Below are 23,049 nucleotides of genomic sequence, written 5' to 3' on the forward strand. Positions count from 1 at the left end.
TTGTTCACTTGCAAAAGGGCCATTCAGTCACTATCTTGTCATCAGAAAATAACAAACCCACAATATATTGTGTTTATATCCTGACCAGCACACAAGGGACTCTTTGTGCTGTCGCGCGTGTTTTCACGGCCAGGTCAGGCACTGTATAAACCTTTGAGGTATCACACCGAATGAACCAAAGTCTGCTTGTTACTAAACGTGATGGCCGCACAGAACGCATCAACCTTGATAAAATCCACCGTGTCATTGACTGGGCAGCGGAAGGTCTTCAAAACGTATCAGTTTCTCAAGTAGAACTTCGTTCACACATCCAGTTCTATGACGGGATTAAAACCGCTGATATTCATGAAACGATTATCAAAGCGGCTGCCGACCTGATCTCCAAAGATGCCCCGGATTACCAATATCTGGCCGCCCGTCTGGCAATCTTCCACCTGCGTAAAAAAGCCTACGGCCAGTTTGAACCGCCAAAACTGATCGACCAGGTCACGCGCATGGTTGAAATGGGTAAATACGACAAACATCTGCTGGAAGACTACACGGCTGAAGAGTTCGAGCAGATGGACAGTTTTATTGACCACTGGCGCGACATGAATTTCTCCTACGCAGCTGTGAAGCAGCTGGAAGGGAAATATCTGGCACAGAACCGCGTGACCGGCGATATCTACGAAAGCGCACAGTTTCTGTACATTCTGGTCGCGGCCTGCCTGTTCTCCGGCTACCCGCGTGAAACCCGTCTGGATTACATCAAACGTTTCTATGACGCGATTTCTACCTTCAAAATTTCTCTGCCTACGCCGATCATGTCTGGCGTGCGCACCCCAACCCGTCAGTTCAGCTCCTGCGTTCTGATTGAATGTGGCGACAGCCTGGATTCCATCAACGCGACGTCCAGCGCTATCGTGAAATACGTTTCCCAACGTGCCGGTATCGGCATCAATGCCGGTCGCATCCGTGCGCTGGGCAGCCCGATCCGTGGCGGCGAAGCGTTCCACACCGGTTGTATCCCGTTCTACAAACACTTCCAGACCGCCGTGAAATCCTGTTCTCAGGGCGGCGTTCGCGGCGGCGCAGCCACATTGTTCTATCCGATGTGGCATCTGGAAGTTGAAAGCCTGCTGGTGCTGAAAAACAACCGTGGTGTTGAAGGCAACCGCGTCCGTCATATGGACTACGGCGTGCAGATCAACAAACTGATGTATCAGCGTCTGGTGAAAGGCGGCGATATCACGCTGTTCAGCCCGTCCGACGTGCCAGGCCTGTACGATGCCTTCTTTGCCGATCAGGACGAGTTCGAACGTCTCTACGAGAAGTACGAGCAGGACGCCAGCATCCGTAAGCAGAAAGTAAAAGCGGTTGAGCTGTTTTCGCTGATGATGCAGGAACGTGCTTCTACAGGCCGTATCTACATTCAGCACGTTGACCACTGCAACACCCACAGCCCGTTTGATCCGGCTATCGCGCCTGTTCGCCAGTCCAACCTGTGTCTGGAAATCGCGCTGCCAACCAAACCGCTGGATGACGTCAACGACGAAAACGGCGAAATCGCGCTGTGTACGCTGTCTGCTTTCAACCTCGGCGCTATCGAAAGCCTCGACGATCTGGAAGAGCTGGCAGTGCTGGCAGTTCGTGCCCTTGACGCCCTGCTCGATTATCAGGATTACCCGATCAAAGCCGCGAAACGTGGCGCGATGGGCCGTCGTACGCTGGGTATCGGCGTGATTAACTACGCGTATTATCTGGCGAAAAACGGCGTGCGTTATTCCGATGGCAGCGCCAACAACCTGACGCACAAAACGTTTGAAGCCATTCAGTATTACCTGCTGAAAGCCTCCAACGAGCTGGCGAAAGAGCAAGGCGCGTGTCAGTGGTTCAATGAAACCACCTATTCCCAGGGCATCATGCCGGTGGATACCTACAAGAAAGATCTGGATGCGATTTGCGACGAGCCGCTGCATCTGGACTGGGATTCCCTGCGCGAAAGCATCAAAACCCACGGCCTGCGTAACTCCACGCTGTCCGCGCTGATGCCTTCCGAGACGTCTTCGCAGATCTCCAATGCCACCAACGGTATCGAGCCACCGCGCGGCCACATCAGTATCAAAGCGTCGAAAGACGGCATCCTGCGCCAGGTTGTGCCGGAATATGAGCGTCTGAAAGATCAGTACGAACTGTTGTGGGATATGCCGAACAACGACGGTTATCTGCAACTGGTTGGCGTGATGCAGAAATTCATCGACCAGGCGATTTCGTCTAACACCAATTATGATCCGTCGCGCTTCCCGAACAGCAAAGTGCCGATGAAGCAGTTGTTGAAAGACCTGCTGACGGCCTACAAATTTGGCGTGAAAACGCTGTACTATCAGAACACCCGCGACGGTGCTGACGATGTGCAGGAAGACATGAAAGCTGAAGTGGCTGATGACTGCGAAAGCGGCGCCTGCAAAATCTAATCGTCTGTTTTAACTCAATTATTATTCGAAACCCCCGTCAGGGGGTTTTTGCCGAGAATTTCGAGGAAGTTATGGCCTACAGTACTTTTTCCCAGAATAAAAACGATCAGCTTCTTGAGCCAATGTTCTTTGGCCAGTCGGTTAACGTTGCCCGTTTCGACCAGCAGAAGCATGAAATCTTTGAAAAACTGATCGAAAAGCAGCTGTCCTTCTTCTGGCGTCCGGAAGAGATTGATGTTTCCCGCGACCGTATCGATTTCCAGGCACTGCCGGAGCACGAAAAGCACATCTTCCTCAGCAACCTGAAATACCAGACGCTGCTCGATTCCATTCAGGGCCGCAGCCCGAACGTCGCGCTGTTGCCGCTGATTTCTATCCCGGAGCTGGAAACCTGGGTCGAAACCTGGGCGTTCTCGGAAACTATTCACTCGCGTTCTTACACGCACATTATCCGCAACATCGTTAACGATCCGGCGATTGTGTTTGACGATATCGTGACCAACGAAGAAATCCTCAAGCGCGCGAAAGATATCTCCGGCTATTACGATACGCTGATTGAGATGACCAGCTACTACCACCTGCTGGGCGAAGGCACGCATCAGGTGAACGGCAAAACTGTCGTGGTAAACCTGCGTGAACTGAAGAAAAAACTCTACATCTGCCTGATGAGCGTAAACGCGCTGGAAGCCGTGCGTTTCTACGTCAGCTTCGCCTGTTCGTTTGCGTTCGCAGAACGTGAACTGATGGAAGGCAACGCGAAAATCATCAAGATGATCGCCCGTGACGAAGCCCTGCATCTGACCGGCACGCAGCACGCACTGAACCTGCTGCGCTCAGGTCAGGACGATCCGGAAATGGCTGAGATCGCGCTGGAATGTCAGCAGGAATGCCATGATTTGTTCGTGCTCGCCGCGCAGCAGGAAAAAGACTGGGCTGAATATCTGTTCAAAGACGGCTCGATGATCGGCCTGAACAAAGACATTCTGTGCCAGTACGTCGAGTACATCACCAACATCCGTATGCAGGCTGTGGGTCTGGATGCGCCATTTAAAACCCGCTCTAACCCAATTCCGTGGATCAACGCCTGGCTGGTGTCCGACAACGTGCAGGTTGCACCTCAGGAAGTGGAGGTCAGCTCCTATCTGGTCGGTCAGATTGACTCTGAAGTTCATGCTGACGATCTGAGTGATTTCGAGCTGTAAATGACGGACAGAACCATCACACTTTCAGCCGGTGGCAGACAGCTGGTGTGCGAAAGCCACCATCGCAATCTGCTGGAAGTGTTTGAACATCATGATGTTGACGTCGAGTATCAGTGTCGTGAAGGCTATTGCGGATCGTGCCGCATGCGGCTGGTTAGCGGTGCGGTGGAGTACAGTGAAAAACCCTTAGCGTTCATCTCTGACGGCGAGATTTTGCCGTGTTGTTGTATGCCGGTCGGGGATATTGAGATTGAGTTTTAGTGGGTTTTGGCCCACAGCCCGATGTTGCGAACTGCTTTAACAACCACTTCAAAACCGACTTCAACGTCAAGGTCGTGGGCGTCGGCCCACACCGACCAGAGGGAGAATAAACCTTCTCCCTCTGGACTCCCGCGTTTTTTTAAAACATGCGCTGTCGCAAGGCCGATGGACGTGTTCTGTGACTCCACATGTGGCTCAAAACCCTGCCGCTGCGCGGTGCCTTCTCTCGGCCTTCGAGCCTAAGGTCTCGAAGCCGCTCCGTTCAGCAGGATTTTTTTATCGCGCCATCCCACCATTTTAAAAGAAAAAACCAATTGAATATTAAGCAAAGTGTTTTGCTTTTCATGTGATCCGAGCCGGTGAAGCTGTGACCTAAAAAGCCTCTGGCCGCGTTCAAAAATCGCGCCGGAGGAGAGGTGGAAAACCGCGCGATTTTGCGCGGGTTGTAACCCGAACGGAGGGCACCGCGCAGCGGCGGGATTATGCGGCAATAGCTGGCGTTTCTGAAACAGAGCCGGGTTGCTTGGCACGTGTTTTAAAAAACGCGGGAGTCCAGAGGGCGCGCGTTTACGCGTCCTTTGGGCCAGTTTGGGCGGCAGCCCAAGGTCTTGACCTTAGAGCCAGTTTGGGCCGCAGCCCAAGGTCTTGACCTTAAATAATCACCAGACTTTCTCGACTCGGTCGAGCCAAGGATAGTCCGCTACCGGCTCCCACCCGTTCAGATACCGCCGCAGCATATCCATTCCCACCATCGCGATAGTCTCCTGCCGTAACGTAAGACCGTGTCGCGTCGCGGTGTAACGAATCGTTAATCCGCTGGTTCCTGATGGCGTATGCAGTGCCAGACTGAGCCGGTCGCCTGATAATGCCCCGACGGCCAGCGCCAGCTGTGCACCGCTGCTTTCGGCCAGTGACCGGGCGCGCGCCAGTAAGTTTTCGAGGGATTTCTCCGGTGAGGCATCGTCGCTTCGCGGCAGGAGCTCGCCGTTAGCCAACGGAACACCTGCGCTTTGCAGCCGCCAGTTCAGCAGACCACCGGTGAAACTTTCACTCACCGCAAGACGCAGATTTTGTGCCAGCAGACGCTCAGCCAGACGATCTGGCAGACTGCCCAGCCCTTCGAAAATCGTGCTCTCCCCCGCCACTTCCCGTACACGCTCAAACGCTTTGTGCATCGCGGCTTCCTGCGAACGCGGGCCGGTAACTTTCAGCTCGATAATCGGCGATGACGAACGGTAACCCATCACCACACCTTCCGGCAGTTCAAGCTTATCCAGTTCGGTGGCGAGATCGCTTTCGCCGCGTCCGAACGTGGTCAGACGCAGACACAACGGCGCTTCAAGTGCGGGAAATTGTTTGTGAAGTCGCGGAACGATTTGCTGCTCCACCATCACTTTAAATTCAGAAGGTACGCCCGGCGTGAAGAAGATCTGACAGCGGTTGAGCCTGACGCTAAACCCGCAGGCGGTGCCGACCGGGTTATCCAGCAGTTCGGCATTGGCCGGAATTTGTGCCTGTTTACGGTTAGATTCGGCCATCGGACGGCCACGTTCATTAAAGAATGCCTGCATGGTTTCAATCCAGCCGGCATTCTCCACCAGTTCTACGCCGCAGGCTTTAGCCGCGGCCAGCGCACTTAAATCATCCGTTGTTGGCCCTAAACCGCCGTTTACAATCAGCACATCCGCGATATGGCTGCGTTCTTCGAGAACGGCCACCAGCGCGTCGAGACTGTCACCCACGGTTTCGCGGCTGGTCATCGGTAAACCCTGTTCGAACAGATAATTCGCCAGCCACGCAGAATTGGTATCCACAATCTGGCCGTGCAGCACTTCGTCACCCGTACTCAGCATCTCAACCCTAAGCATCCCGTTCTCCTTCTGTTTTTGTCACTCCACTGTAGAAAGGCTCAGGCCGAAACACAATTGCAAAAGCACAAAGTGAGAGTGCGGAAGGGAACATTCAGGCGAAAAAAAAGCCTGCTAAGCAGGCTTATCAGGAGATTTCCCGAAAGAGGACGGGGATCAGAAGTTGATGGCGCCGCCGAGGTATGCGCCATCAGCCACGATGTTGTCACGGTTGCCATCTTTGCCGTCCAGCGCCATGTACCGGTAACCCACGCTCACGGTCACTAACGGAATCGCGGTCAGACGGACGCCTGCATTAGCTTCTTTATAATTGCCAATGCCGCTGGACAGGGAATCCGGGGAATAATAGTAATCACCGTACAGGGTGAACAGTTTAGCGATTGGCAATTGCAGGCCGCCACCAACTGCTGCCGCGTAACCTTCGTCGCCGTCTTTCGGGTTGGTGTAAAGCCCTTTACCGCCAACGGTGGCCATGAACGGACCCAGCGGGATGTTGTAGCCCAGACCCAGACCGGCAACATCGCCGTCGTCATCGTTATGTGTCCAGTCACCGCTTAAAGCCAGACCCGGAGAAGTGGTGCCGAAGCCCACGCCTAAGTGAGTGTAATGCTCGCCAACTTCACCATTCACGCTGATTGCATTTGCAGAAGCAGCCGCGAACATCAGGCTGGCAGCTACACCAGCGACAAGAAACTTTTTCATTATTTATCCTAAATAATTGCTAAACGACAATGATTCTTCCGCGTGAAGTCTAAAGCAATTCACTCTGTTGTAACAACTTTTTGGAACTTTAAAACATTCGCGAAAAGGCGGTAAATTGTAAGAAACATCGATTTCATTGATGAAACGACGATTTCTAATCGGAATGATAACTCCAGCCTATTTGCCCCTGATCAATATAGGGTTTATTACTTGTGGGTAGAGTGAATTTTGCTTAGGAAAGCAACCCTCAGACAAGGAATGTAAAAAGGCTTCCACAGCCCCTTTTACCCCACACCCGTTTCAAACTGGAAGGAATTGTCATGACGAAGAAAGGATTAACAACAGCCTCTGGCGCACCCGTCGTCGATAATAACAATGTCATCACCGCTGGCCGCCGTGGCCCGCTGCTTCTGCAGGATGTCTGGTTTCTTGAGAAATTAGCGCACTTCGACCGCGAAGTGATCCCTGAGCGTCGAATGCACGCGAAAGGTTCCGGCGCGCACGGTACCTTCACCGTGACGCACGATATTACGCAGTACACCCGCGCGAAGATCTTCTCTGAAATCGGCAAGCAAACCGACATGTTTATCCGTTTCTCTACCGTGGCCGGTGAGCGCGGCGCGGCGGATGCAGAACGTGATATCCGCGGCTTCTCCATGAAGTTTTACACCGAAGAAGGCAACTGGGATTTGGTCGGTAATAACACGCCGGTATTTTACCTGCGTGACCCGCTGAAGTTCCCGGATCTGAACCACGTCGTGAAACGCGACCCGCGCACTAACCTGCGTAACCCGGCGTATAAATGGGATTTCTTCTCGCATCTGCCGGAAGCGTTGCATCAGCTGACCATCGACGTCAGTGACCGTGGCCTGCCAACGTCTTACCGTCACATTCACGGTTTCGGCAGCCACACCTTTAGCTTTATCAACGCAGAAAATGAGCGTTTCTGGGTGAAATTCCATTTCCGCTGCCAGCAGGGTATTGAAAACCTGATGGATGATGAAGCCGAAAAACTGGTCGGCACCGACCGCGAAAGTTCACAGCGCGACCTGTATGACGCCATCGAACGCGGCGATTTCCCGCGCTGGAAACTGTTCGTGCAAATCATGCCGGAAGCGGAAGCCTCCCAACTGCCGTACAACCCGTTTGACCTGACCAAAGTCTGGTTGCACAGCGATTATCCGCTGATTGAGGTCGGTGAATTCGAGCTGAACCGTAATCCGGAAAACTACTTTGCCGAAGTTGAGCAGGTGGCGATGAGCCCGGCGAACGTGGTGCCGGGCATCGGCTTCTCCCCGGACAAAATGTTGCAGGGGCGCCTGTTCTCTTACGGCGACGCGCACCGTTACCGTCTGGGCGTGAACCATCATCAGATCCCGGTGAACGCACCAAAATGCCCGTTCCATAATTATCACCGCGACGGCGCGATGCGCGTTGACGGCAACAGCGGTAACGGCGTGACGTACGAGCCGAACAGCGCAGGTTTATTCCAGGAACAGCCCGATTTCAGCGAACCGCCGCTGAGCATTGAGGGCGCAGCCGATCACTGGAATCATCGTGAAGATGATGATTATTTCACTCAGCCGCGTTTGCTGTTTAACCTGCTGTCTGAAGCCGAACATCAGCGTATGTTTGCGCGCATTGCCGGTGAACTGAAGCATGCGTCACCTGAAACGCAACTACGTCAGCTCGACCTGTTCTATAAAGTCGATCCGGCGTATGGCGCGGGCGTTGAAGAAGCACTGAAAGCCTGATCCGGTTTACACCGTAAGCAATGATAAGGGCCGCGCAATGCGGCCCTTTTTTCGTCTACGCGGTCAGCGTTTCAATCCACTGCCGGATGCGCAGCCGGGAGATTTTGATACCGCCCTGCGCCAGCGTTTCGGGCAACGCGTGATACGCCACCGGCAACTGGAAATGCGGTAATTTCCGGCTAAGCCAGAGATTCAGTTCCGCATAAACCAGCCCGGCCTGTGCGTCAAGCACCGCCACCGGACGATGTCCGAATTGTTCATCAGCAACGGGAACCACAAAAGCCTGCGAAACCTGAGGATGGCTGACCAGCACTTTTTCGATATCTTCCGGCTGAATGCCTTCGCCGCCGCTGAAAAACAGATTGTCCAGACGCCCGGCGATAAACAGTTCTCCGGCATGCCACCCGCCGCGATCGCGGGTATGCAACCAGCCATCGGCATCCGTCAGCGGCATCAGACTACCGTTTTTCCAGTAACCGGCCGCCAGACTGTCGGCACGGATCAGGATTTCTTCGTCAGAAATACGGACGTCTTTTCCGGCCAGCGGCATGCCCACACCCGCCGACGCATCAGCGCGTTTGGCCGCCACCGTGGACGCCGTTTCCGTCATCCCGTAACCGCACCAGCACTGCACACCAGCCTTTTCGGCCTGCGTGGTCAGCTCCAGCGGGATCTGCGCACCGCCGAGCAGAACGTGTCGCAGGGACGCCGGGAATGCCGTTTGTTGCAACAAACGCCAGAGCTGCGTCGGCACCAGCGACGCATGGCTGCATTCCGCCAGCGCGGTCTCGATATTTTTATCCCCAGCCAGCACCAGCGTGGCACCGGCGGTAAGCCATCGCCAGATAATCCCCTGCCCCGATACATGAAACTGCGGCAGCGAAAGCAGCCAGCTGTCGTTGTGTGTAAACGGAATCAAACCCAGAACGCCGCGCGCACTGGCAAGATGAGCGGAAAGGGTATGCGCTGCGGCTTTCGGCAACCCGCTGGAGCCGGAAGTGAGCGTCATTGTTGCAATACGCTCCGGCTGCCATGAAACGCAGCTGACGGAAAACGCGTTACGCAAATGCAGCGGCGTCTGGCTCAGGGACAGCGGCTGTCCGGTCAGATCCAGCACAAAACTGATGTCCAGCTGGGGTAATAATTTTTCGCAAAGACCCTGCGGCAACTGCGGATTCAGCGGCAGTAAACGCGCGCCAGTCTGCAACAGCGCCAGATAACTGAGCAGCGCATCCAGACTGTTTTTACTGCGCAGCACAACACCCGCGCCTTCACTGACGCCCTGCTGAATAAATCCGGCGGCCAGTGAATCAACACGATGTTGCAAATCACGCCAGCACCAGGTGATATCCCCGGCTTTCAGCGCCATGGCAAACGGCGAACGGTTCGCCCGTTCACGCCATGGCCAGTCATTGATCATTTGCTCTGCCATACCTTTTCCAGTTGAGAAACATCCGTCAGCGGGAGTGTGGAACCCGGCCATTGCCGGATCAACTGTGCCTGCATCAGATCCAGTGTATCGAGCCCCGGCACGGCGTCGGGCGTCAGCCATTGCGCGATACGCGCCAGCTGCGTCAGCCCGAGGCTGGATTCAATCGATGAACTGATGACTGCTTCCAGCCCCGCCGCGTGGGCCTGCGCAATCAGCTGGCGGCAGCGCAACAGGCTTCCCGTCAGCGTAGGTTTGATGATGATCGCCGCCAGACCCGGCTCGGCCTGAACGGTAAAACCGGGCTCGCGCACGCTTTCGTCCCAGGCAATCTTAATGCCGGTGGTACGGGAAAAATCGCGGGATTGTTCACGCGTCAGGCAGGGTTCTTCGATAAAAGCGATGCGGGAACGCAGCTCAGGGGCGACGTGACGGGCAAACCCCTCGGCTTTGACCGGCGTCCAGCTGCGGTTAGCGTCGAGGCGTAAACGCAGCTCCGGCAACGCCTCCAGCAACATGCTGACATTCAGCCCGTCGCCTACCGATTCGTACAAACCGACTTTCACTTTGGCGACTTTCTGGCCAAATAAATCACCCGGCAATTCACCCAGACGCGCATACAGTTCGTTCGGATCGCCATGACACAGCGGCGCACAGCGCAAACTCATGACTTCCGGCAATTCGCCGCGCAATTCCGCATCGGCACAACTGAGGCCGAACGCCACAGAAGGCAAACTGCTGAACGCCGACGCAACCGCCGTCAGCGATGCGCCCTGCACCCACTGGCTCAGCCCGTGCTGAACGGCATCCTGCGCCTGCGGCAACGCTTCCTGACTAACACCGGGCAGCGGCGCAATTTCGCCCCAGCCGGTTTTATCGTCCTGCCACAGTGATACCAGCAAACCGTCACGCGTTTTCAGACGCTGATTGCGCAGCACCACGCCCGCCTCCATCGGCAGGCTATACCGGTACACCGTGGCGCGGCGCATTACGGATTACGCTTAAATTTGCTGAAGTCCGGCTGGCGTTTTTCGTTAAACGCGTTGCGGCCTTCCTGACCTTCGTCGGTCATGTAGAACAGCATCGTGGCGTTACCCGCCAGTTCCTGCAACCCGGCCTGACCGTCGCAGTCAGCATTGAGTGCAGCTTTCAGGCAACGCAGCGCCATCGGGCTGTTTTCCAGCATTTCACGGCACCAGCGCACGGTTTCCTTTTCCAGATCGGCCAGCGGAACTACAGTGTTAACCAGGCCCATTTCCAGCGCGGCTTTCGCGTCGTACTGACGGCACAGGAACCAGATTTCGCGGGCTTTTTTCTGGCCGACGATGCGCGCCATATAAGAAGCGCCCCAGCCGCCGTCGAAGGAACCGACTTTCGGGCCGGTCTGGCCAAAGATGGCGTTATCCGCGGCAATCGTCAGGTCGCACATCATATGCAGAACGTGTCCGCCGCCGATGGAGAAACCGGCTACCATCGCCACAACAGGTTTCGGGCAGGTACGGATCTGACGCTGAAAATCCAGCACGTTCAGGTGGTGCACGCCGCTGGCGTCCTGATAGCCGCCGTAATCGCCGCGGACTTTCTGATCACCGCCGGCGCAGAAGGCTTTTTCGCCTTCGCCGGTCAGCACGATCACGCCAATACCTTCGTCGTTACGGGCATCGTCGAGCGCACGGATCATTTCTTTGACGGTCAGCGGGCGAAACGCATTACGCACCTGCGGACGGTTGATGGTGATTTTAGCAATGCCATCTGCAGATTTGTGATAACGGATATCTTCGAATTCGCCGGTGCAATCACGCCATTCAACCGGCGCATACAGTTCTTTTTCATCAGGATAAATCATGCTCAACTTCCTTTAAGACAGGTGAATTAATGAACGCCAGCGCCTGACGGGCAAATTCCGCCGGATTGTCACGATGGGCGTTATGCCCGGCATTGGCGACGGTACGCAGTTCGAAACCGGACTGCTGTGCAAGATGGATAAATTTGGTGTCGGCACTGCCACACAGCCACGCCAGTGGACGGGAAAGCAGACGCAGTTCAGGGCGCAAATCCGGCTGCACCGACAGCGACGTGGAGGCCAGCATCGCGGCAACGGCGCGGGGATTATTGCCCTCACGCAATAAAACCAGCTCAGCGCGCTGTTCGTCCGTCAGGCTGGAAAACACCGGCTGCTGATACCAGCTGGCGAGTGTCTGCGGCCAGGATGCTTGCGTGAAACGGGCGGCCCATTGCTGATCGTGATGACGGCGCTGCGCGCGTTCTGCCGGACAGGTCAGCCCGGGATGTGCACCTTCCACCAGCACACCCTGCAAGCCGGACGTGTCGCCGTGACAGGCGTGATACAGGCTGATGCGCCCGCCCAGCGAATAACCGATCAGCCAGTAAGAAGTTATGCCCTGCCCGTTCAGCGTTTCGGTCAGCAACTGACTGACGTCGGCAAAACCAGCGGCGGTAATCGCGGTGGAACGCCCGTGCCCCGGCAAATCCACCCGTAAGCACGGCCATCCGGTCAGCGAAGGCAAAAGCGGCTGCCAGTCTTCAGCACTGCCCAGCAAACCGTGGAGAAAGACCAGCCACGGACGCCCTTCGGCGTCGCCACTGAGCCGCGTGCAGGCCAGCGTCATGATGCGCTGACCTCTCTGACTAAATCACGCAGACACTCAGCGCCTTCCGTTTCACTGACTTTCAGCTCGATAAGTTTTACACCGCCGTGCTGCCAGCACTGGCTGACGGCGTCGCGTAACGTGCTCATGGAATCCGGGCAGGCGTAATCCAGACCAAACATCGCTGCCGCATGGCTGAATTCAACGTTTTGCGGCATGCAGTAAAAACGCTGACGCTCGGCCTCCGGCGTCGGCAACAAAGAGAAAATCTGCCCGCCGTTGTTGTTCACCACGATGATGACCGTCGGGGCGGAACACTGGCGCATCAGCGCCAACGCGTTTAAATCGTAAAGTGCGGAGATATCGCCGAGAAGCACCAGCGTGGGTTTGCAGGTTGCGCGCTGAACACCGGCGGCTGTTGAGAGCAGGCCGTCAATTCCGCTGGCGCCGCGGTTGGCGAAAACCGGATAACCGGCAGGCAACTGCGCGAAAGCATCCACGAGCCGGACAATCAGGCTGTTGCCAAGAAAAAGCTGACCGTGCTCCGGCAATAAAGCGGGAAGACACCACGCCACCGCGGCCTCACCAAAGGTGCCTTCAAGACGATTTTCCACGGCGTTTAGCGCGCGTTGGGAACACTGTTCCAGCTCTTCTGCCCAGTCCGGCTGAGGCTGCGCAGGGTGCGCCAGAAGCCACTCAGCGACATCGGCCTGAATACGGTGGCCACGGTGCTGCGCCGGATCCTGCCTGCCCGGTAAGGTGTCGATCAGCCAGTATTCCTCCGGCTGGCACGCGGCCTGCCATTGCAGCAAACGCTTACCGGTTAAACCGCCGCCAAACTGAATGACCAGCTGAGTTTTCGACAGCACAGCCTGCGCCTGCGGGGAGGCAAGCCATAAATCGGAACAGGGAAGCGGATTACCGGTTGATGCCTGAACGTCAGTTATCAGCGGCCAGCCAAGCAGTTCTGCCCAGCGGGCGACCAGCTCACTTTCCTGCGCTGAAATACGACCGGCGATAATCACGCCGCGCTTTTGCCGCCATGAAAACCAGTCAGACTGTGCCACCGGATGCTGCACCGGCGAATAAGACAGCCACGGCTGATCTCCCTGCCACCAGTCGCCCAGCGTTTGCAGCCAGACCTGATGTTCACCGTTATCTTCACCATAAAGCGGCTCAGCAAACGGGCAATTTATATGTACCGCGCCATGCGTCTGCTGCGCCAGCGCGTTATCGAGCGCCGACACCAGCCAGCGGGCACTGATTTCCGGCGTCGGACGCGGCAAATCCAGCGTCTGAACCGGATGGCTGGCAAAAATACCGGTCTGGCGGATAGCCTGATTGGCGCCACAGTCGATGAGTTCCGGCGGGCGATCGGCGGTGAGCAGCACCAGTTTTTCGCCGGTGAGTCCCGCTTCGATCAGTGCCGGATAAAGATTGGCGACCGCCGTGCCGGAAGTGACAATGACAGCCACGCGCTGCCCGCTGGCTTTTGCCAGCCCGAGCGCCAGATGGCCGAGGCCGCGTTCGTCAAAATGGGTGTGACAGATCAGATACGGATGTGCCGCGGCTGCAAGGGTCAGCGGCGTGGAACGGGAACCGGGAGCAATACAGACATGCTGCACATTATGGCGGGTCAGTGCTTCAAGGATCAGCGTCGCCCAGCGACGGTTAAAGACGGCAACAGACATGATGAACTCACTCCGGCAAAGGATTATCCGGCCTGAACGGCAGGCGTGTAGTGCTCTTCCAGCAAAGTACGCAAACCGGCGGCTTTGTTTTCGATTTCCTGCCATTCCTGTGCAGCGTCAGAACCGGCGACAATCCCCGCCCCGGCGTAAAGTTCCAGCTGTTGTCCTTTTACCGCCGCAGAGCGCAATGCCACGGTAAATTCACTTTGTTCGGTACTGAGATACCCGGCAGAACCGGCGTACCACTGGCGGTCAAATGGCTCATAACGGGCGATAAATTCACGCGCGGCCTGACGCGGTAATCCGGCCACCGCCGCCGTCGGTTGCAGACGTTGCAGGCATCCGGCGTCATCGGCCTCGGCGAGCTCGCCGTGGATGCTGCGGCGCAGATGCTGCACTTTGCGTAACCGCAGAATCTCAGCGGGCATCACGTCCAGAGAATGCGCCCCGCCCTGCAAACGCTGGCAAATATCATCAACCACCAGCAAGTTTTCACGCTGGTTTTTGCCGTCATTCAGCAGCCATTCACCCAGCATTTGTGCTTCACCATCATCAGGATGATTAGCGACAGTGCCCGCCAGCGCTTCGGTGAATAACTCAGTATGGTCGCGCAGGAACAGACGTTCCGGGCTGGATCCCAGAAAAGCCTGTTGCGGCGTGAACGCCAGCATAAAGTGATAACAGCGATGATTGACTTCGCGGCTGGCGGCGAGGAAAGCGCAGGCGTTCAGCGGCTGGCTGAGCGTTAGGGTAGTTTTACGGGCGAGAACGACTTTGTCGAATTGCTGCTGTTCGATACAGGTCAGCGCCTGTGAAATCAGTTCGTTCCACTGCGGCTGAGCGGGCAAATGCTGGTGCTGGATGACGCGGGAAGTGATCGGCGGCAAATCCCGGCTGGCGACCAGCGAACGCAGGAACAACCGGGTCCGGCGCGCTTCATTCCATAACGAAAGGGTGCTGAAAACGGTACAGCGCAGCCAGTAAGTGGTGCCTTTGCGGCAGAGCTCAATGCGTGGCAGGAAGAGAGCGTTGGCCGCAAATGCGGCGTCATCGTTGTCCGCATTAAAGGCGTTCAGGCCCCAGATATGCAGATCGGAAATGTCCTGGTACTCTCGGATAAAATCCTGCGCCTGCGACAGGTTGCCAAACGCATAGGCATCGCCACACACGGCGGCTTCTTCATCGCCATCGCGCTGCTGCCAGTAGAATTTTGGATAGCAAGGTTGTGCGGATAACCATTCAAGCAGGCCGGTGTCAGGCTGTTTTTGCAGAGAATAACTGAACTGTCGGATACCCGCGGTATCAGGCCATTCGCCTGCCAGGGCTGTATCAAGCTGTTCAATGATTGCTGATATTTGTTTCACCGCTACCTCGGGCCATACCGGATGTTTTGTGACGGGCAGAAATACCCTTCTGGATCAAAAAACGGGTTGGATCAATTACGGATGAATTATGCGGCGATACGAAAAATGAAAATATGCGACAGATCAAGCTGAAGTGAGTGACGTTAGCTAAGAAGGAGTATAGGAGGAGAGAAAGGAGTAATCAAACGTGAGGTAGCAGGAGCAGCGAAAACCGCTCCTGCTCAGCGGGATTAGCGACGCAGAAGGAGGCCAACCACCAGACCGACAGCCGCGCCTACACCAACGCCGTGCCATGGGTTTTCGCGCACATAGCTGTCAGTTTGTTCTGCAACTTTGCGGGCTTTTTTGCAGTAAGAGCGAGCCTGCGGATCAATGCGCGATTTGATATCTTTCAGTGCATTTTCTGCACGCGCTTTGATTTGGACATACTTCTCATCGGCTTTATCACCGGAAGATTTCAGCACTTCTTCCAGAGTTTCAGTCAGCATACGCAAATCGTCATCTAACGAGTTCTGCTGTGTCTCAAATTGGTCAGCCATATTTATCTCCTTATGATGTGAAAGTTCACACTGCCTATAACCCTAGCGCAGAACGGGAGTAAATGCCCGCCGGATCCCATAAACTGCCGTAAATTCGGGAGTTTTAAGAACCTTCTGACCCTTTGGTTTCCACAAAAACGACGGATTTTTCCAGCTGCGCACGCGGTTTTTCACGCTGTTTCGCCAGCCATAATCCGCTGTTTTTCATCGCGTAACCGAATACCAGTCCGACCAGCAATGACACCACCACCTGACGCCAGTCGCCCTGCGCGGCAAAAGTCGCACAGGCACCGATAAATGTTCCCGGCACAAAAGCCAGCCACTGTTGCCGGGCCTGAATGCACATCAGGAAAGCGACGACGCCGGTCAGCATGTAACCGAGAATGCTCCATTCGGGGCGCATGGCGCTGCCCGCGATAATGACGACCGCCCAAAAGACACCGCTCATGCAGGTCAGCGTACTGATCAGTAATCCGCGTAGTCCACCCTGCGGACAGGCGAAATATGCCGTGCATCCGAGGAATCCCGCCCAGCTTATCAGCCCAAGGCTGATGGCCACCCAACCCCAGACACCGGAGAGGATGCCGGTGGTTATGGCAATCATCACTAAAACATTCATGGTGTAAATCCATACGAATCTGAACAAGCGCGCAGTGTACGCATTGGCGGGAATAATGGAATGGGCAAGATCACAAAACAAATGTAATATTTGAATGAACGTACATATAAATGTGATTGATATCACAAAAATGCATCGATACGATTAAAAAAGCCGCTCATGAGAGCGGCTATGTCAGCTTTCAGGACTGCGTGTACAGGCTTTATCAGAGCAGCGGTTGCGCCATCTGCACCAGCGAGATCAGCGGTTGCGGGAAGATACCCAGCAGCAGCACGAGAATCGCGGAAATCAGTACAACCACCCCGCCTGCCGTGAGCGCCCAGTTATTAGGCGTATCACGAACCAGCGTTTCAGGCGCGCTCAGATACAGGCTCACCGTTACGCGCAGATAGTAGTAAAGACCAATCGCAGAACCGACAACCACAGCACCGGTCAGCCACCACAGATGCGCGGTCACACCGGTCGCAATCACGTAGAACTTACCGATAAAGCCCAGCGTCATCGGAATGCCGGCGAGTGACAGCATCATCACGGTCATTACCGCAGACAGAATTGGCTTATGCCAGAACAGACCACGGTAGGAGAACAGCGATTCCGCGTCCGGACCTTTGTACGGGCTGGACATCAGGCTGACCACACCGAAAGCACCGAGGCTGCTGAACAGATAACCGGCCAGGTAAACGCCGACAGTTTCCATCGACAACTGATGCGTTTGTACCGCAATCAGCGCCACCAGCAGATAACCAAGGTGAGCGATGGAAGAGTAACCGAGCAGACGTTTGATATTGCTCTGGCTGATTGCCATCAGGTTACCGACCAGAATTGAGCAGAACGCAATAATGCTCAGCACAATCCGGATCGATTCGCTGTCAGCCACCGGCGCGTAGAGGAACAAACGCATCACTACCGCGAAGATTGCGATTTTGCTGGCGGTTGCCAGGAAAGTCGAAACCGGTGCAGGTGCGCCCTGATAAACGTCTGGCGTCCACAGGTGGAACGGAACCAGCGACAGTTTGAACCCCAGACCGACAATCATCATGCCCAGACCGGCCATCAGCACCGGCTGATGCAGCATCACGCCGTCACCCAGATTTTTGCCCAGAGATGCGAAGGACAAATCACCGGACTGTGCGTACAGCAGTGCCATACCGAACAGCAGGAAAGAAGACGCAGCAGCCGACAGCAGCATGTATTTGATAGCGGCTTCCAGCGAACGTTTCTGGCGGTAGGCGTAACCAATCAGGCCGAACAATGGCAGGGAAATCAGTTCGATCCCGAGGAACATTGACGCCAGATGGTTTGAACATGCCAGCAGAATGCCGCCCATGGCCGCGATGAGAACTAACAGGTAGAACTCTTCACGGTTGTCCGGATAACCGGCCAGCCACGGGTAAGCAAACGTACTGGTGGCCAGACTCGCCAGCAGCACCAGCCCGATGTAGAACATCGAGTAGCCGTCAACGCGCAGCAACGGTGTGACGTCCTGCGGCCCGACCTGCCCGACGTAGTAAAGGGAAAGTAAGGCAACGTTCAGCCCGATGACTGTCAGAGTGGCATTAAGAAAATGGTCGCGTCGCCACGCAATGGACAGCATCACCACCACCACCGTCAATCCGACGATCATCAGCGGTAATAGTGCGATCAGATTTTGAAGTGTAAATGTCATGGCGAATTACGGCCTTGTCGTTGAAATAGTGGAAACTGAAGACCCGAACCAGTGCTGAATGTTGCTCATCGCGGCGCTTGAAGTATCCAGAATTGGCTGCGGGTAGAAGCCCAGCGCCACCAGCAATACTACCAGCAACAAGATGATCGACAGTTCGCGTGAGGTCATGCCCGGCAGCGGTTCGTCAGATTTTGCTTTGCCATAGTAAGCGCGCTGCATCATCACCAGTGAGTAAACCGAAGCGAACACCAGACCAAATGTTGAGATGACAGTGATCACCGGCACAACCGGGTAGCTGCCGAACAGGATCTGGAATTCACCGACGAAGTTACCGGTACCCGGCATCCCCAAGGTGGCGACGGCGAAGAACAGCGACAACGCTGGCAGGTATTTAATCCGGCCCCACAATCCGCCCATCTGGCGCATATCACGGGTATGCAGACGTTCGTAAAGCTGACCACAGATGATGAACATACCGGCTGCGGACAGGCCGTGTGCAATCATCTGAATCACTGCGCCCTGGTATGCCAGCTGGCTGCCGGTGTAGATAGCAATCAGTACGAAGCCCATATGCGAAACTGAGGTGTATGCAATCAGACGTTTAATGTCGGTCTGACAGAACGCCATCCACGCGCCGTAGAAGATACCAATCACACCCAGCCACATGGCAATCGGGGCAAACTGGTGTGACGCTTCCGGGAACAGCGGCAGACAGAAACGCAACATCCCGTAGGCTGCGGTTTTCAGCAAAATACCGGCTAAGTCGACGGAACCGGCGGTCGGTGCCTGACTGTGTGCATCGGGCAACCAGCCGTGCAATGGCACAACCGGCATTTTCACCGCGAACGCGATGAAGAAACCGAGCATCAGCAGGTATTCAACACCGTGCGACATTGGCGTTTTCAGCAGGTCAGCGTAATTGAACGTCCATACACCGGTGGCGTTGTAATGCACAAACACCAGACCGAGTATGGCAATCAACATCACCAGACCGCTGGACTGCGTATAGATGAAGAATTTGGTTGCTGCGCTGATACGCGTTTTACCGTCTGACGCTTTGTGTCCCCACAAGGCAATCAGGAAGTACATCGGCACCAGCATCATTTCCCAGAAGAAGAAGAACAGGAACATGTCGATGGCGAGGAACACGCCGATTACGCCGCCGAGGATCCACAGTAAGTTCAGGTGGAAGAAGCCCTGATACTTCTGGATTTCACGCCACGAACAGAGGATCGCCAGGACACCCAGCAGACCGGTCAGAACCACCATCAGCAGGGACAAACCGTCCAGCGCCAGATGGAAGCTGATGCCAAAACGAGGGATCCACGGCACCGAAAATTCGGATTGCCACTGTGGAATACCCGCAGGCGTCGTTAATGAATATCCTCCCTGCAACCACAATTGCACGGAAAGAGCCAGCGTCAGCCCCATCGCAATCAACGCGATCCAGCGCGGTACTTTGCTCCCAAAGCGCTCAGTCTGCCAGCACAGCAGCCCGCCGATAAAGGGGATAAATATTAGCCAAGGTAATAGCATGGCGTGTCGTTCCCTTCTTTTATGCCCGAAGGCTATTTCACTTGCCGGTCAGTTACACCAACAGACCGGCATTGATAACTACACCCGTAATGCAGGCTTAAATCACCAGCAGCAGCGCCAGAACGACGACCGCACCGAGCCCCATTGACGCGACGTACCAACGTACCTGACCGTTTTCGCTCAGAGTCAGACCACGGTTACCCAGACGGGCAAACAGCGCAGGCAGATTCATCATCGAGTTCAGCGGATCACGTTGCAGGAGTTTCGCGACCAGCAGATAAGGTTTCACGAAAATCATGTCGTACAGCCAGTCGAAGCCCCAGGCATGGAACCACCAGGTCGTGAAGAAACGACCCGGTGCGCTTTTCGCAATGCTGTTGACCAGCGAGCGTTTACCCAGATACAGGGCCGCCGCCAGCAGAATGCCAGCAATTGCAATCACGCCTGATGTGATTTCCAGCGTCAGCACGCTGCCATGCGCCAGCTCAGTGGTATCCGGCAGTACGCCTTTCAGTGGCGGAACAATCATCGCGCCAATGAAGGTGGACAGAACCAGTAACACCAGCAGCGGCAGGTGGTGAGTGATGCCTTTACCCGCATGCGCTTTGATTTTCTCTTCGCCATGGAACACGATGAAGATCATGCGGAAGGTGTACAGCGAGGTCATAAACGCACCGACCAGACCGGCAACCATCAGATTCAGGTGTCCGTTAGCCAGCGCACCCGCGAGGATTTCATCTTTACTGAAGAAGCCCGCAGTGATGATTGGCAAGGCCGACAGCGCCGCACCACCGACCAGGAAGCAGAGATAGACAAGAGGAATGGATTTACGTAATCCACCCATTTTGAAAATGTTCTGTTCGTGGTGGCAGGCCAAAATGACCGAACCGGAAGAAAGGAACAACAGTGCTTTGAAGAATGCGTGCGTCATCAGGTGGAAGATAGCGGCATCCCACGCCTGAACGCCCAGCGCCAGGAACATGTAACCAATCTGGCTCATGGTCGAGTACGCAAGAACGCGTTTGATGTCGGTCTGTACCAGCGCAGCAAAACCTGCCAGAACCAGCGTTACCGCACCAATAATGCCCACCAGATGCAGGATCTCCGGCGCCATCAGGAACAGGCCATGAGTACGTGCAATCAGATAAACACCGGCGGTTACCATGGTCGCGGCGTGGATCAGCGCAGAAACCGGCGTCGGACCAGCCATCGCATCTGCCAGCCAGGTCTGCAAAGGAAGCTGCGCGGATTTACCCACGGCGCCACCCAGTAACATCAGGGTTGCCCAGGTGATTGCCGTGTCGCCCACTGCCAGTTTTTGCGGTGCCAGGATCATCAGTTCGCGGAAGTTCAGCGTACCCAGTTCGCGGTAAAGAATGAACAACGCGAAAGCCAGGAATACGTCACCAACACGGGTCACGATAAAGGCTTTCATCGCCGCCGCACCGTTGGCCGGATGGGTGTAGTAGAAACCGATCAGCAGGTAGCTGCACAGACCCACGCCTTCCCAGCCGAGGTACATCAGCAGCAAGTTGTCAGCCAGTACCAGAACCACCATGCTGGCGATAAACAGGTTGGTGTACGCAAAGAAGCGTGAGTAGCCTTCTTCACCGCGCATGTACCAGGAAGCGAACATGTGGATGAAGAAACCGACGCCGGTTACCACAGACAGCATGGTCATAGACAAACCGTCGAGCGTCAGTGTGACTGGAATATTGAAGTCACCCACCTGCATCCAGTTCCACAGATGCTGGTTGAAGACTTCAACGCCCGCCGCTTTCTGGCTGAAGAAGTTGATGCCCACATAAACGGTGGTAAGTGCTGTCAGACCAATGGAACCCACGCCAATGGTAGCGGAGGTATTTTCAGACCAGCGACCGCGAGAAAAGGCCAGTAACAGGAAGCCAATCAGCGGGAACAGAATAGTTAAATAGAGTAAGTTCATCCGCGCATCTCACTGACAGTATCAATATTGAGAGTGTGGCGACGGCGATACAGTTGCAACAGCAACGCCAGACCAATACTGGCCTCCGCCGCAGCCAGGCTGATGGCCAGAATGTACATCACCTGCCCGTCTGCCTGACCCCAGTAGCTTCCCGCCACAATAAACGCCAGCGCTGCCGCGTTAATCATCACTTCAAGACTGATTAGCATAAACAACAGATTACGACGAACCAGCAGCCCGGTAAGCCCCAAAACAAAGAGGATCGCGGCCAGAATAAGACCATGTTGTAGAGGGATCATGCTCTCTCCTCCGGTTTTCTTTTTGTAGCCATTTCGGTCGTGGCCGGTGCGTCACCGAAGACTTCACCCGGTTTGTGTTCACGACCAACATGGAATGCCACGACCAGACCGGCCAGCAGCAACATTGACGCCAGCTCAACCGCCAGAACGTAAGGCCCGAACAGCGCGATACCCACCGCTTTCGCGTCAATCATGTCGCCTTTGATGCCATGGTCATGCACACCGAGAATAGACAGGATCATCACCACCAGCAGGATGACTGACAAAACTGAAGGCCCGATCCAGGTGGCAGGTTTGAGCCAGGCACGTTCCTGTTCTTCGACATTGCCGAGGTTGAGCATCATCACGACGAAGACGAAGAGCACCATAATGGCGCCCGCGTAAACGATGATCTCCAGTGCACCGGCGAAGTACGCGCCGAGCGAGAAGAAGACCGCAGCAATCGCCAGTAAAGAGACGATCAGATACAGCAGTGCATGCACCGGGTTGGTGTGCGTGATAACACGCAATGTCGCCAACACGGCCACCAGGGCTGCAATATAAAATGCAAATTCCATGCTTGCGGCTCCTTAAGGCAACAGACCTTTGACGTTGATCGGTTTGGCTTCGTTTTCAGCTTCGCCTTTCGACTTGCCGTCAATCGCCATACCGGCCATCCGGTAGAAATTGTATTCCGGATATTTACCCGGCCCAGAAATCAACAGATCTTCTTTTTCGTACACCAGATCCTGGCGTTTGAATTCGCCCAGCTCGAAGTCCGGCGTCAGCTGAATCGCTGTTGTCGGGCAGGCTTCTTCACACAAACCGCAGAAAATGCAGCGTGAGAAGTTGATGCGGAAGAACTCCGGATACCAGCGGCCATCTTTCATTTCTGCTTTTTGCAGAGAAATACAGCCTACCGGACAGGCTACTGCACACAGGTTACAGGCAACGCAGCGCTCTTCGCCGTCCGGGTCGCGCGTCAGCACGATACGGCCACGGTAGCGCGGAGGCGGATTGACCGGAACTTCAGGGTACATCTGGGTTTCGCGCTTGGCGAAGGCGTGCATGCCTATCATCCACAAGCTGCGAACCTGGGTACCGAACCCGACCACTATGTCTTTCAATGTCAT

General features: G+C 55.4%; 20 protein-coding genes. 4 read left to right on the forward strand and 16 right to left on the reverse strand.

The window, feature by feature from the left end:
* The first annotated feature begins 170 nt into the window (after positions 1-170).
* The 3 genes from nrdA (at position 171) to yfaE (ending at position 3,916) form a co-directional block, all read left to right on the forward strand.
* Positions 171-2,453 (forward strand): class 1a ribonucleoside-diphosphate reductase subunit alpha, encoded by a 2,283-nt coding sequence (gene nrdA, locus GW579_RS07135; protein ID WP_165058269.1) that lies wholly within the window; start codon positions 171-173, stop codon positions 2,451-2,453.
* A 71-nt stretch (positions 2,454-2,524) separates the two neighbouring features.
* Complete coding sequence (gene nrdB, locus GW579_RS07140) at positions 2,525-3,655, forward strand: class Ia ribonucleoside-diphosphate reductase subunit beta (protein WP_152324349.1); 1,131 nt, start codon at positions 2,525-2,527, stop codon at positions 3,653-3,655.
* Positions 3,656-3,916, forward strand: a complete 261-nt coding sequence (gene yfaE, locus GW579_RS07145) for a class I ribonucleotide reductase maintenance protein YfaE (RefSeq protein ID WP_165058271.1) — start codon at positions 3,656-3,658, stop codon at positions 3,914-3,916. It abuts the gene before it with no gap.
* 659 nt (positions 3,917-4,575) lie between these two features.
* On the opposite strand, the gene GW579_RS07150 is transcribed toward yfaE, so the two are convergent.
* Positions 4,576-5,784, reverse strand: coding sequence for a nicotinamide mononucleotide deamidase-related protein YfaY (locus tag GW579_RS07150; RefSeq protein WP_165058273.1), 1,209 nt, complete (start codon positions 5,782-5,784; stop codon positions 4,576-4,578).
* A gap of 156 nt (positions 5,785-5,940) precedes the next feature.
* Complete coding sequence (locus tag GW579_RS07155; protein WP_152324353.1) at positions 5,941-6,486, reverse strand: YfaZ family outer membrane protein; 546 nt, start codon at positions 6,484-6,486, stop codon at positions 5,941-5,943.
* A gap of 320 nt (positions 6,487-6,806) precedes the next feature.
* Between GW579_RS07155 and GW579_RS07160 the strand changes: the two genes are divergently transcribed.
* Complete coding sequence (locus GW579_RS07160; protein ID WP_165058275.1) at positions 6,807-8,240, forward strand: catalase; 1,434 nt, start codon at positions 6,807-6,809, stop codon at positions 8,238-8,240.
* A 55-nt stretch (positions 8,241-8,295) separates the two neighbouring features.
* On the opposite strand, the gene menE is transcribed toward GW579_RS07160, so the two are convergent.
* The 14 genes from menE to nuoI all read right to left on the reverse strand — a co-directional run bounded on the left by menE (position 8,296) and on the right by nuoI (position 23,049).
* Positions 8,296-9,672: an o-succinylbenzoate--CoA ligase gene (menE, locus tag GW579_RS07165; RefSeq protein WP_165058277.1), complete on the reverse strand. Its 1,377-nt coding sequence runs from the start codon at positions 9,670-9,672 to the stop codon at positions 8,296-8,298.
* Positions 9,657-10,658 carry an o-succinylbenzoate synthase gene (gene menC, locus GW579_RS07170; protein ID WP_165058279.1) on the reverse strand — a complete coding sequence of 334 codons (1,002 nt, stop codon included), beginning with the start codon at positions 10,656-10,658 and terminating at the stop codon, positions 9,657-9,659. Before menC ends, menE begins: the two co-directional genes overlap by 16 nt.
* Entirely contained in the window at positions 10,658-11,515 is an 858-nt protein-coding gene (gene menB / locus GW579_RS07175) for a 1,4-dihydroxy-2-naphthoyl-CoA synthase (RefSeq protein WP_152324357.1), read from the reverse strand. Before menB ends, menC begins: the two co-directional genes overlap by 1 nt.
* The gene (gene menH / locus GW579_RS07180; protein ID WP_165058280.1) at positions 11,502-12,299 is read right to left on the reverse strand and encodes a 2-succinyl-6-hydroxy-2,4-cyclohexadiene-1-carboxylate synthase; all 798 of its coding nucleotides are present in this window, start codon (positions 12,297-12,299) and stop codon (positions 11,502-11,504) included. Before menH ends, menB begins: the two co-directional genes overlap by 14 nt.
* A complete protein-coding gene (gene menD / locus GW579_RS07185) occupies positions 12,296-13,969 on the reverse strand; it encodes a 2-succinyl-5-enolpyruvyl-6-hydroxy-3-cyclohexene-1-carboxylic-acid synthase (RefSeq protein WP_165058282.1) in 1,674 nt (557 codons plus the stop codon). The genes menH and menD overlap by 4 nt, the downstream gene beginning before the upstream one ends.
* A gap of 23 nt (positions 13,970-13,992) precedes the next feature.
* On the reverse strand, positions 13,993-15,333 hold the full coding sequence (menF, locus tag GW579_RS07190) for an isochorismate synthase MenF (protein ID WP_165058284.1): 1,341 nt from the start codon (positions 15,331-15,333) through the stop codon (positions 13,993-13,995).
* A 230-nt stretch (positions 15,334-15,563) separates the two neighbouring features.
* Positions 15,564-15,872 (reverse strand): DUF883 family protein, encoded by a 309-nt coding sequence (locus GW579_RS07195; protein ID WP_152324361.1) that lies wholly within the window; start codon positions 15,870-15,872, stop codon positions 15,564-15,566.
* A gap of 103 nt (positions 15,873-15,975) precedes the next feature.
* Complete coding sequence (locus GW579_RS07200) at positions 15,976-16,491, reverse strand: DUF1097 domain-containing protein (protein WP_165058286.1); 516 nt, start codon at positions 16,489-16,491, stop codon at positions 15,976-15,978.
* Between the two features lie 205 nt (positions 16,492-16,696).
* Positions 16,697-18,157 (reverse strand): NADH-quinone oxidoreductase subunit NuoN, encoded by a 1,461-nt coding sequence (gene nuoN / locus GW579_RS07205; RefSeq protein WP_165058288.1) that lies wholly within the window; start codon positions 18,155-18,157, stop codon positions 16,697-16,699.
* A 6-nt stretch (positions 18,158-18,163) separates the two neighbouring features.
* Entirely contained in the window at positions 18,164-19,693 is a 1,530-nt protein-coding gene (gene nuoM / locus GW579_RS07210) for an NADH-quinone oxidoreductase subunit M (RefSeq protein ID WP_152324363.1), read from the reverse strand.
* Positions 19,694-19,790: 97 nt separating this feature from the next.
* Entirely contained in the window at positions 19,791-21,638 is a 1,848-nt protein-coding gene (gene nuoL / locus GW579_RS07215) for an NADH-quinone oxidoreductase subunit L (protein WP_165058290.1), read from the reverse strand.
* On the reverse strand, positions 21,635-21,937 hold the full coding sequence (gene nuoK, locus GW579_RS07220) for an NADH-quinone oxidoreductase subunit NuoK (RefSeq protein WP_004936014.1): 303 nt from the start codon (positions 21,935-21,937) through the stop codon (positions 21,635-21,637). Before nuoK ends, nuoL begins: the two co-directional genes overlap by 4 nt.
* Positions 21,934-22,494 (reverse strand): NADH-quinone oxidoreductase subunit J, encoded by a 561-nt coding sequence (nuoJ, locus tag GW579_RS07225; protein ID WP_165058292.1) that lies wholly within the window; start codon positions 22,492-22,494, stop codon positions 21,934-21,936. Before nuoJ ends, nuoK begins: the two co-directional genes overlap by 4 nt.
* Before the next feature lie 12 nt (positions 22,495-22,506).
* The gene (gene nuoI, locus GW579_RS07230; RefSeq protein ID WP_112289933.1) at positions 22,507-23,049 is read right to left on the reverse strand and encodes an NADH-quinone oxidoreductase subunit NuoI; all 543 of its coding nucleotides are present in this window, start codon (positions 23,047-23,049) and stop codon (positions 22,507-22,509) included.

The sequence above is a fragment of the Rahnella contaminans genome (assembly GCF_011065485.1).
GTDB classification, from domain to species: domain Bacteria; phylum Pseudomonadota; class Gammaproteobacteria; order Enterobacterales; family Enterobacteriaceae; genus Rahnella; species Rahnella contaminans.

Excerpts from the sequence above, each read along its gene's own strand:
- GW579_RS07195 (WP_152324361.1), bottom strand. The coding sequence starts at position 15,872 with ATGGCTGACCAATTTGAGACACAGCAGAACTCGTTAGATGACGATTTG.
- nuoM (WP_152324363.1), bottom strand. The coding sequence starts at position 19,693 with ATGCTATTACCTTGGCTAATATTTATCCCCTTTATCGGCGGGCTGCTG.
- GW579_RS07160 (WP_165058275.1), top strand. The coding sequence starts at position 6,807 with ATGACGAAGAAAGGATTAACAACAGCCTCTGGCGCACCCGTCGTCGAT.
- nuoL (WP_165058290.1), bottom strand. The coding sequence starts at position 21,638 with ATGAACTTACTCTATTTAACTATTCTGTTCCCGCTGATTGGCTTCCTG.
- GW579_RS07155 (WP_152324353.1), bottom strand. The coding sequence starts at position 6,486 with ATGAAAAAGTTTCTTGTCGCTGGTGTAGCTGCCAGCCTGATGTTCGCG.
- menD (WP_165058282.1), bottom strand. The coding sequence starts at position 13,969 with ATGTCTGTTGCCGTCTTTAACCGTCGCTGGGCGACGCTGATCCTTGAA.
- nuoJ (WP_165058292.1), bottom strand. The coding sequence starts at position 22,494 with ATGGAATTTGCATTTTATATTGCAGCCCTGGTGGCCGTGTTGGCGACA.
- GW579_RS07200 (WP_165058286.1), bottom strand. The coding sequence starts at position 16,491 with ATGAATGTTTTAGTGATGATTGCCATAACCACCGGCATCCTCTCCGGT.
- menB (WP_152324357.1), bottom strand. The coding sequence starts at position 11,515 with ATGATTTATCCTGATGAAAAAGAACTGTATGCGCCGGTTGAATGGCGT.
- GW579_RS07150 (WP_165058273.1), bottom strand. The coding sequence starts at position 5,784 with ATGCTTAGGGTTGAGATGCTGAGTACGGGTGACGAAGTGCTGCACGGC.
- nuoI (WP_112289933.1), bottom strand. The coding sequence starts at position 23,049 with ATGACATTGAAAGACATAGTGGTCGGGTTCGGTACCCAGGTTCGCAGC.
- yfaE (WP_165058271.1), top strand. The coding sequence starts at position 3,656 with ATGACGGACAGAACCATCACACTTTCAGCCGGTGGCAGACAGCTGGTG.
- nrdA (WP_165058269.1), top strand. The coding sequence starts at position 171 with ATGAACCAAAGTCTGCTTGTTACTAAACGTGATGGCCGCACAGAACGC.
- menH (WP_165058280.1), bottom strand. The coding sequence starts at position 12,299 with ATGACGCTGGCCTGCACGCGGCTCAGTGGCGACGCCGAAGGGCGTCCG.
- menE (WP_165058277.1), bottom strand. The coding sequence starts at position 9,672 with ATGGCAGAGCAAATGATCAATGACTGGCCATGGCGTGAACGGGCGAAC.
- nuoN (WP_165058288.1), bottom strand. The coding sequence starts at position 18,157 with ATGACATTTACACTTCAAAATCTGATCGCACTATTACCGCTGATGATC.
- menC (WP_165058279.1), bottom strand. The coding sequence starts at position 10,658 with ATGCGCCGCGCCACGGTGTACCGGTATAGCCTGCCGATGGAGGCGGGC.
- nuoK (WP_004936014.1), bottom strand. The coding sequence starts at position 21,937 with ATGATCCCTCTACAACATGGTCTTATTCTGGCCGCGATCCTCTTTGTT.
- nrdB (WP_152324349.1), top strand. The coding sequence starts at position 2,525 with ATGGCCTACAGTACTTTTTCCCAGAATAAAAACGATCAGCTTCTTGAG.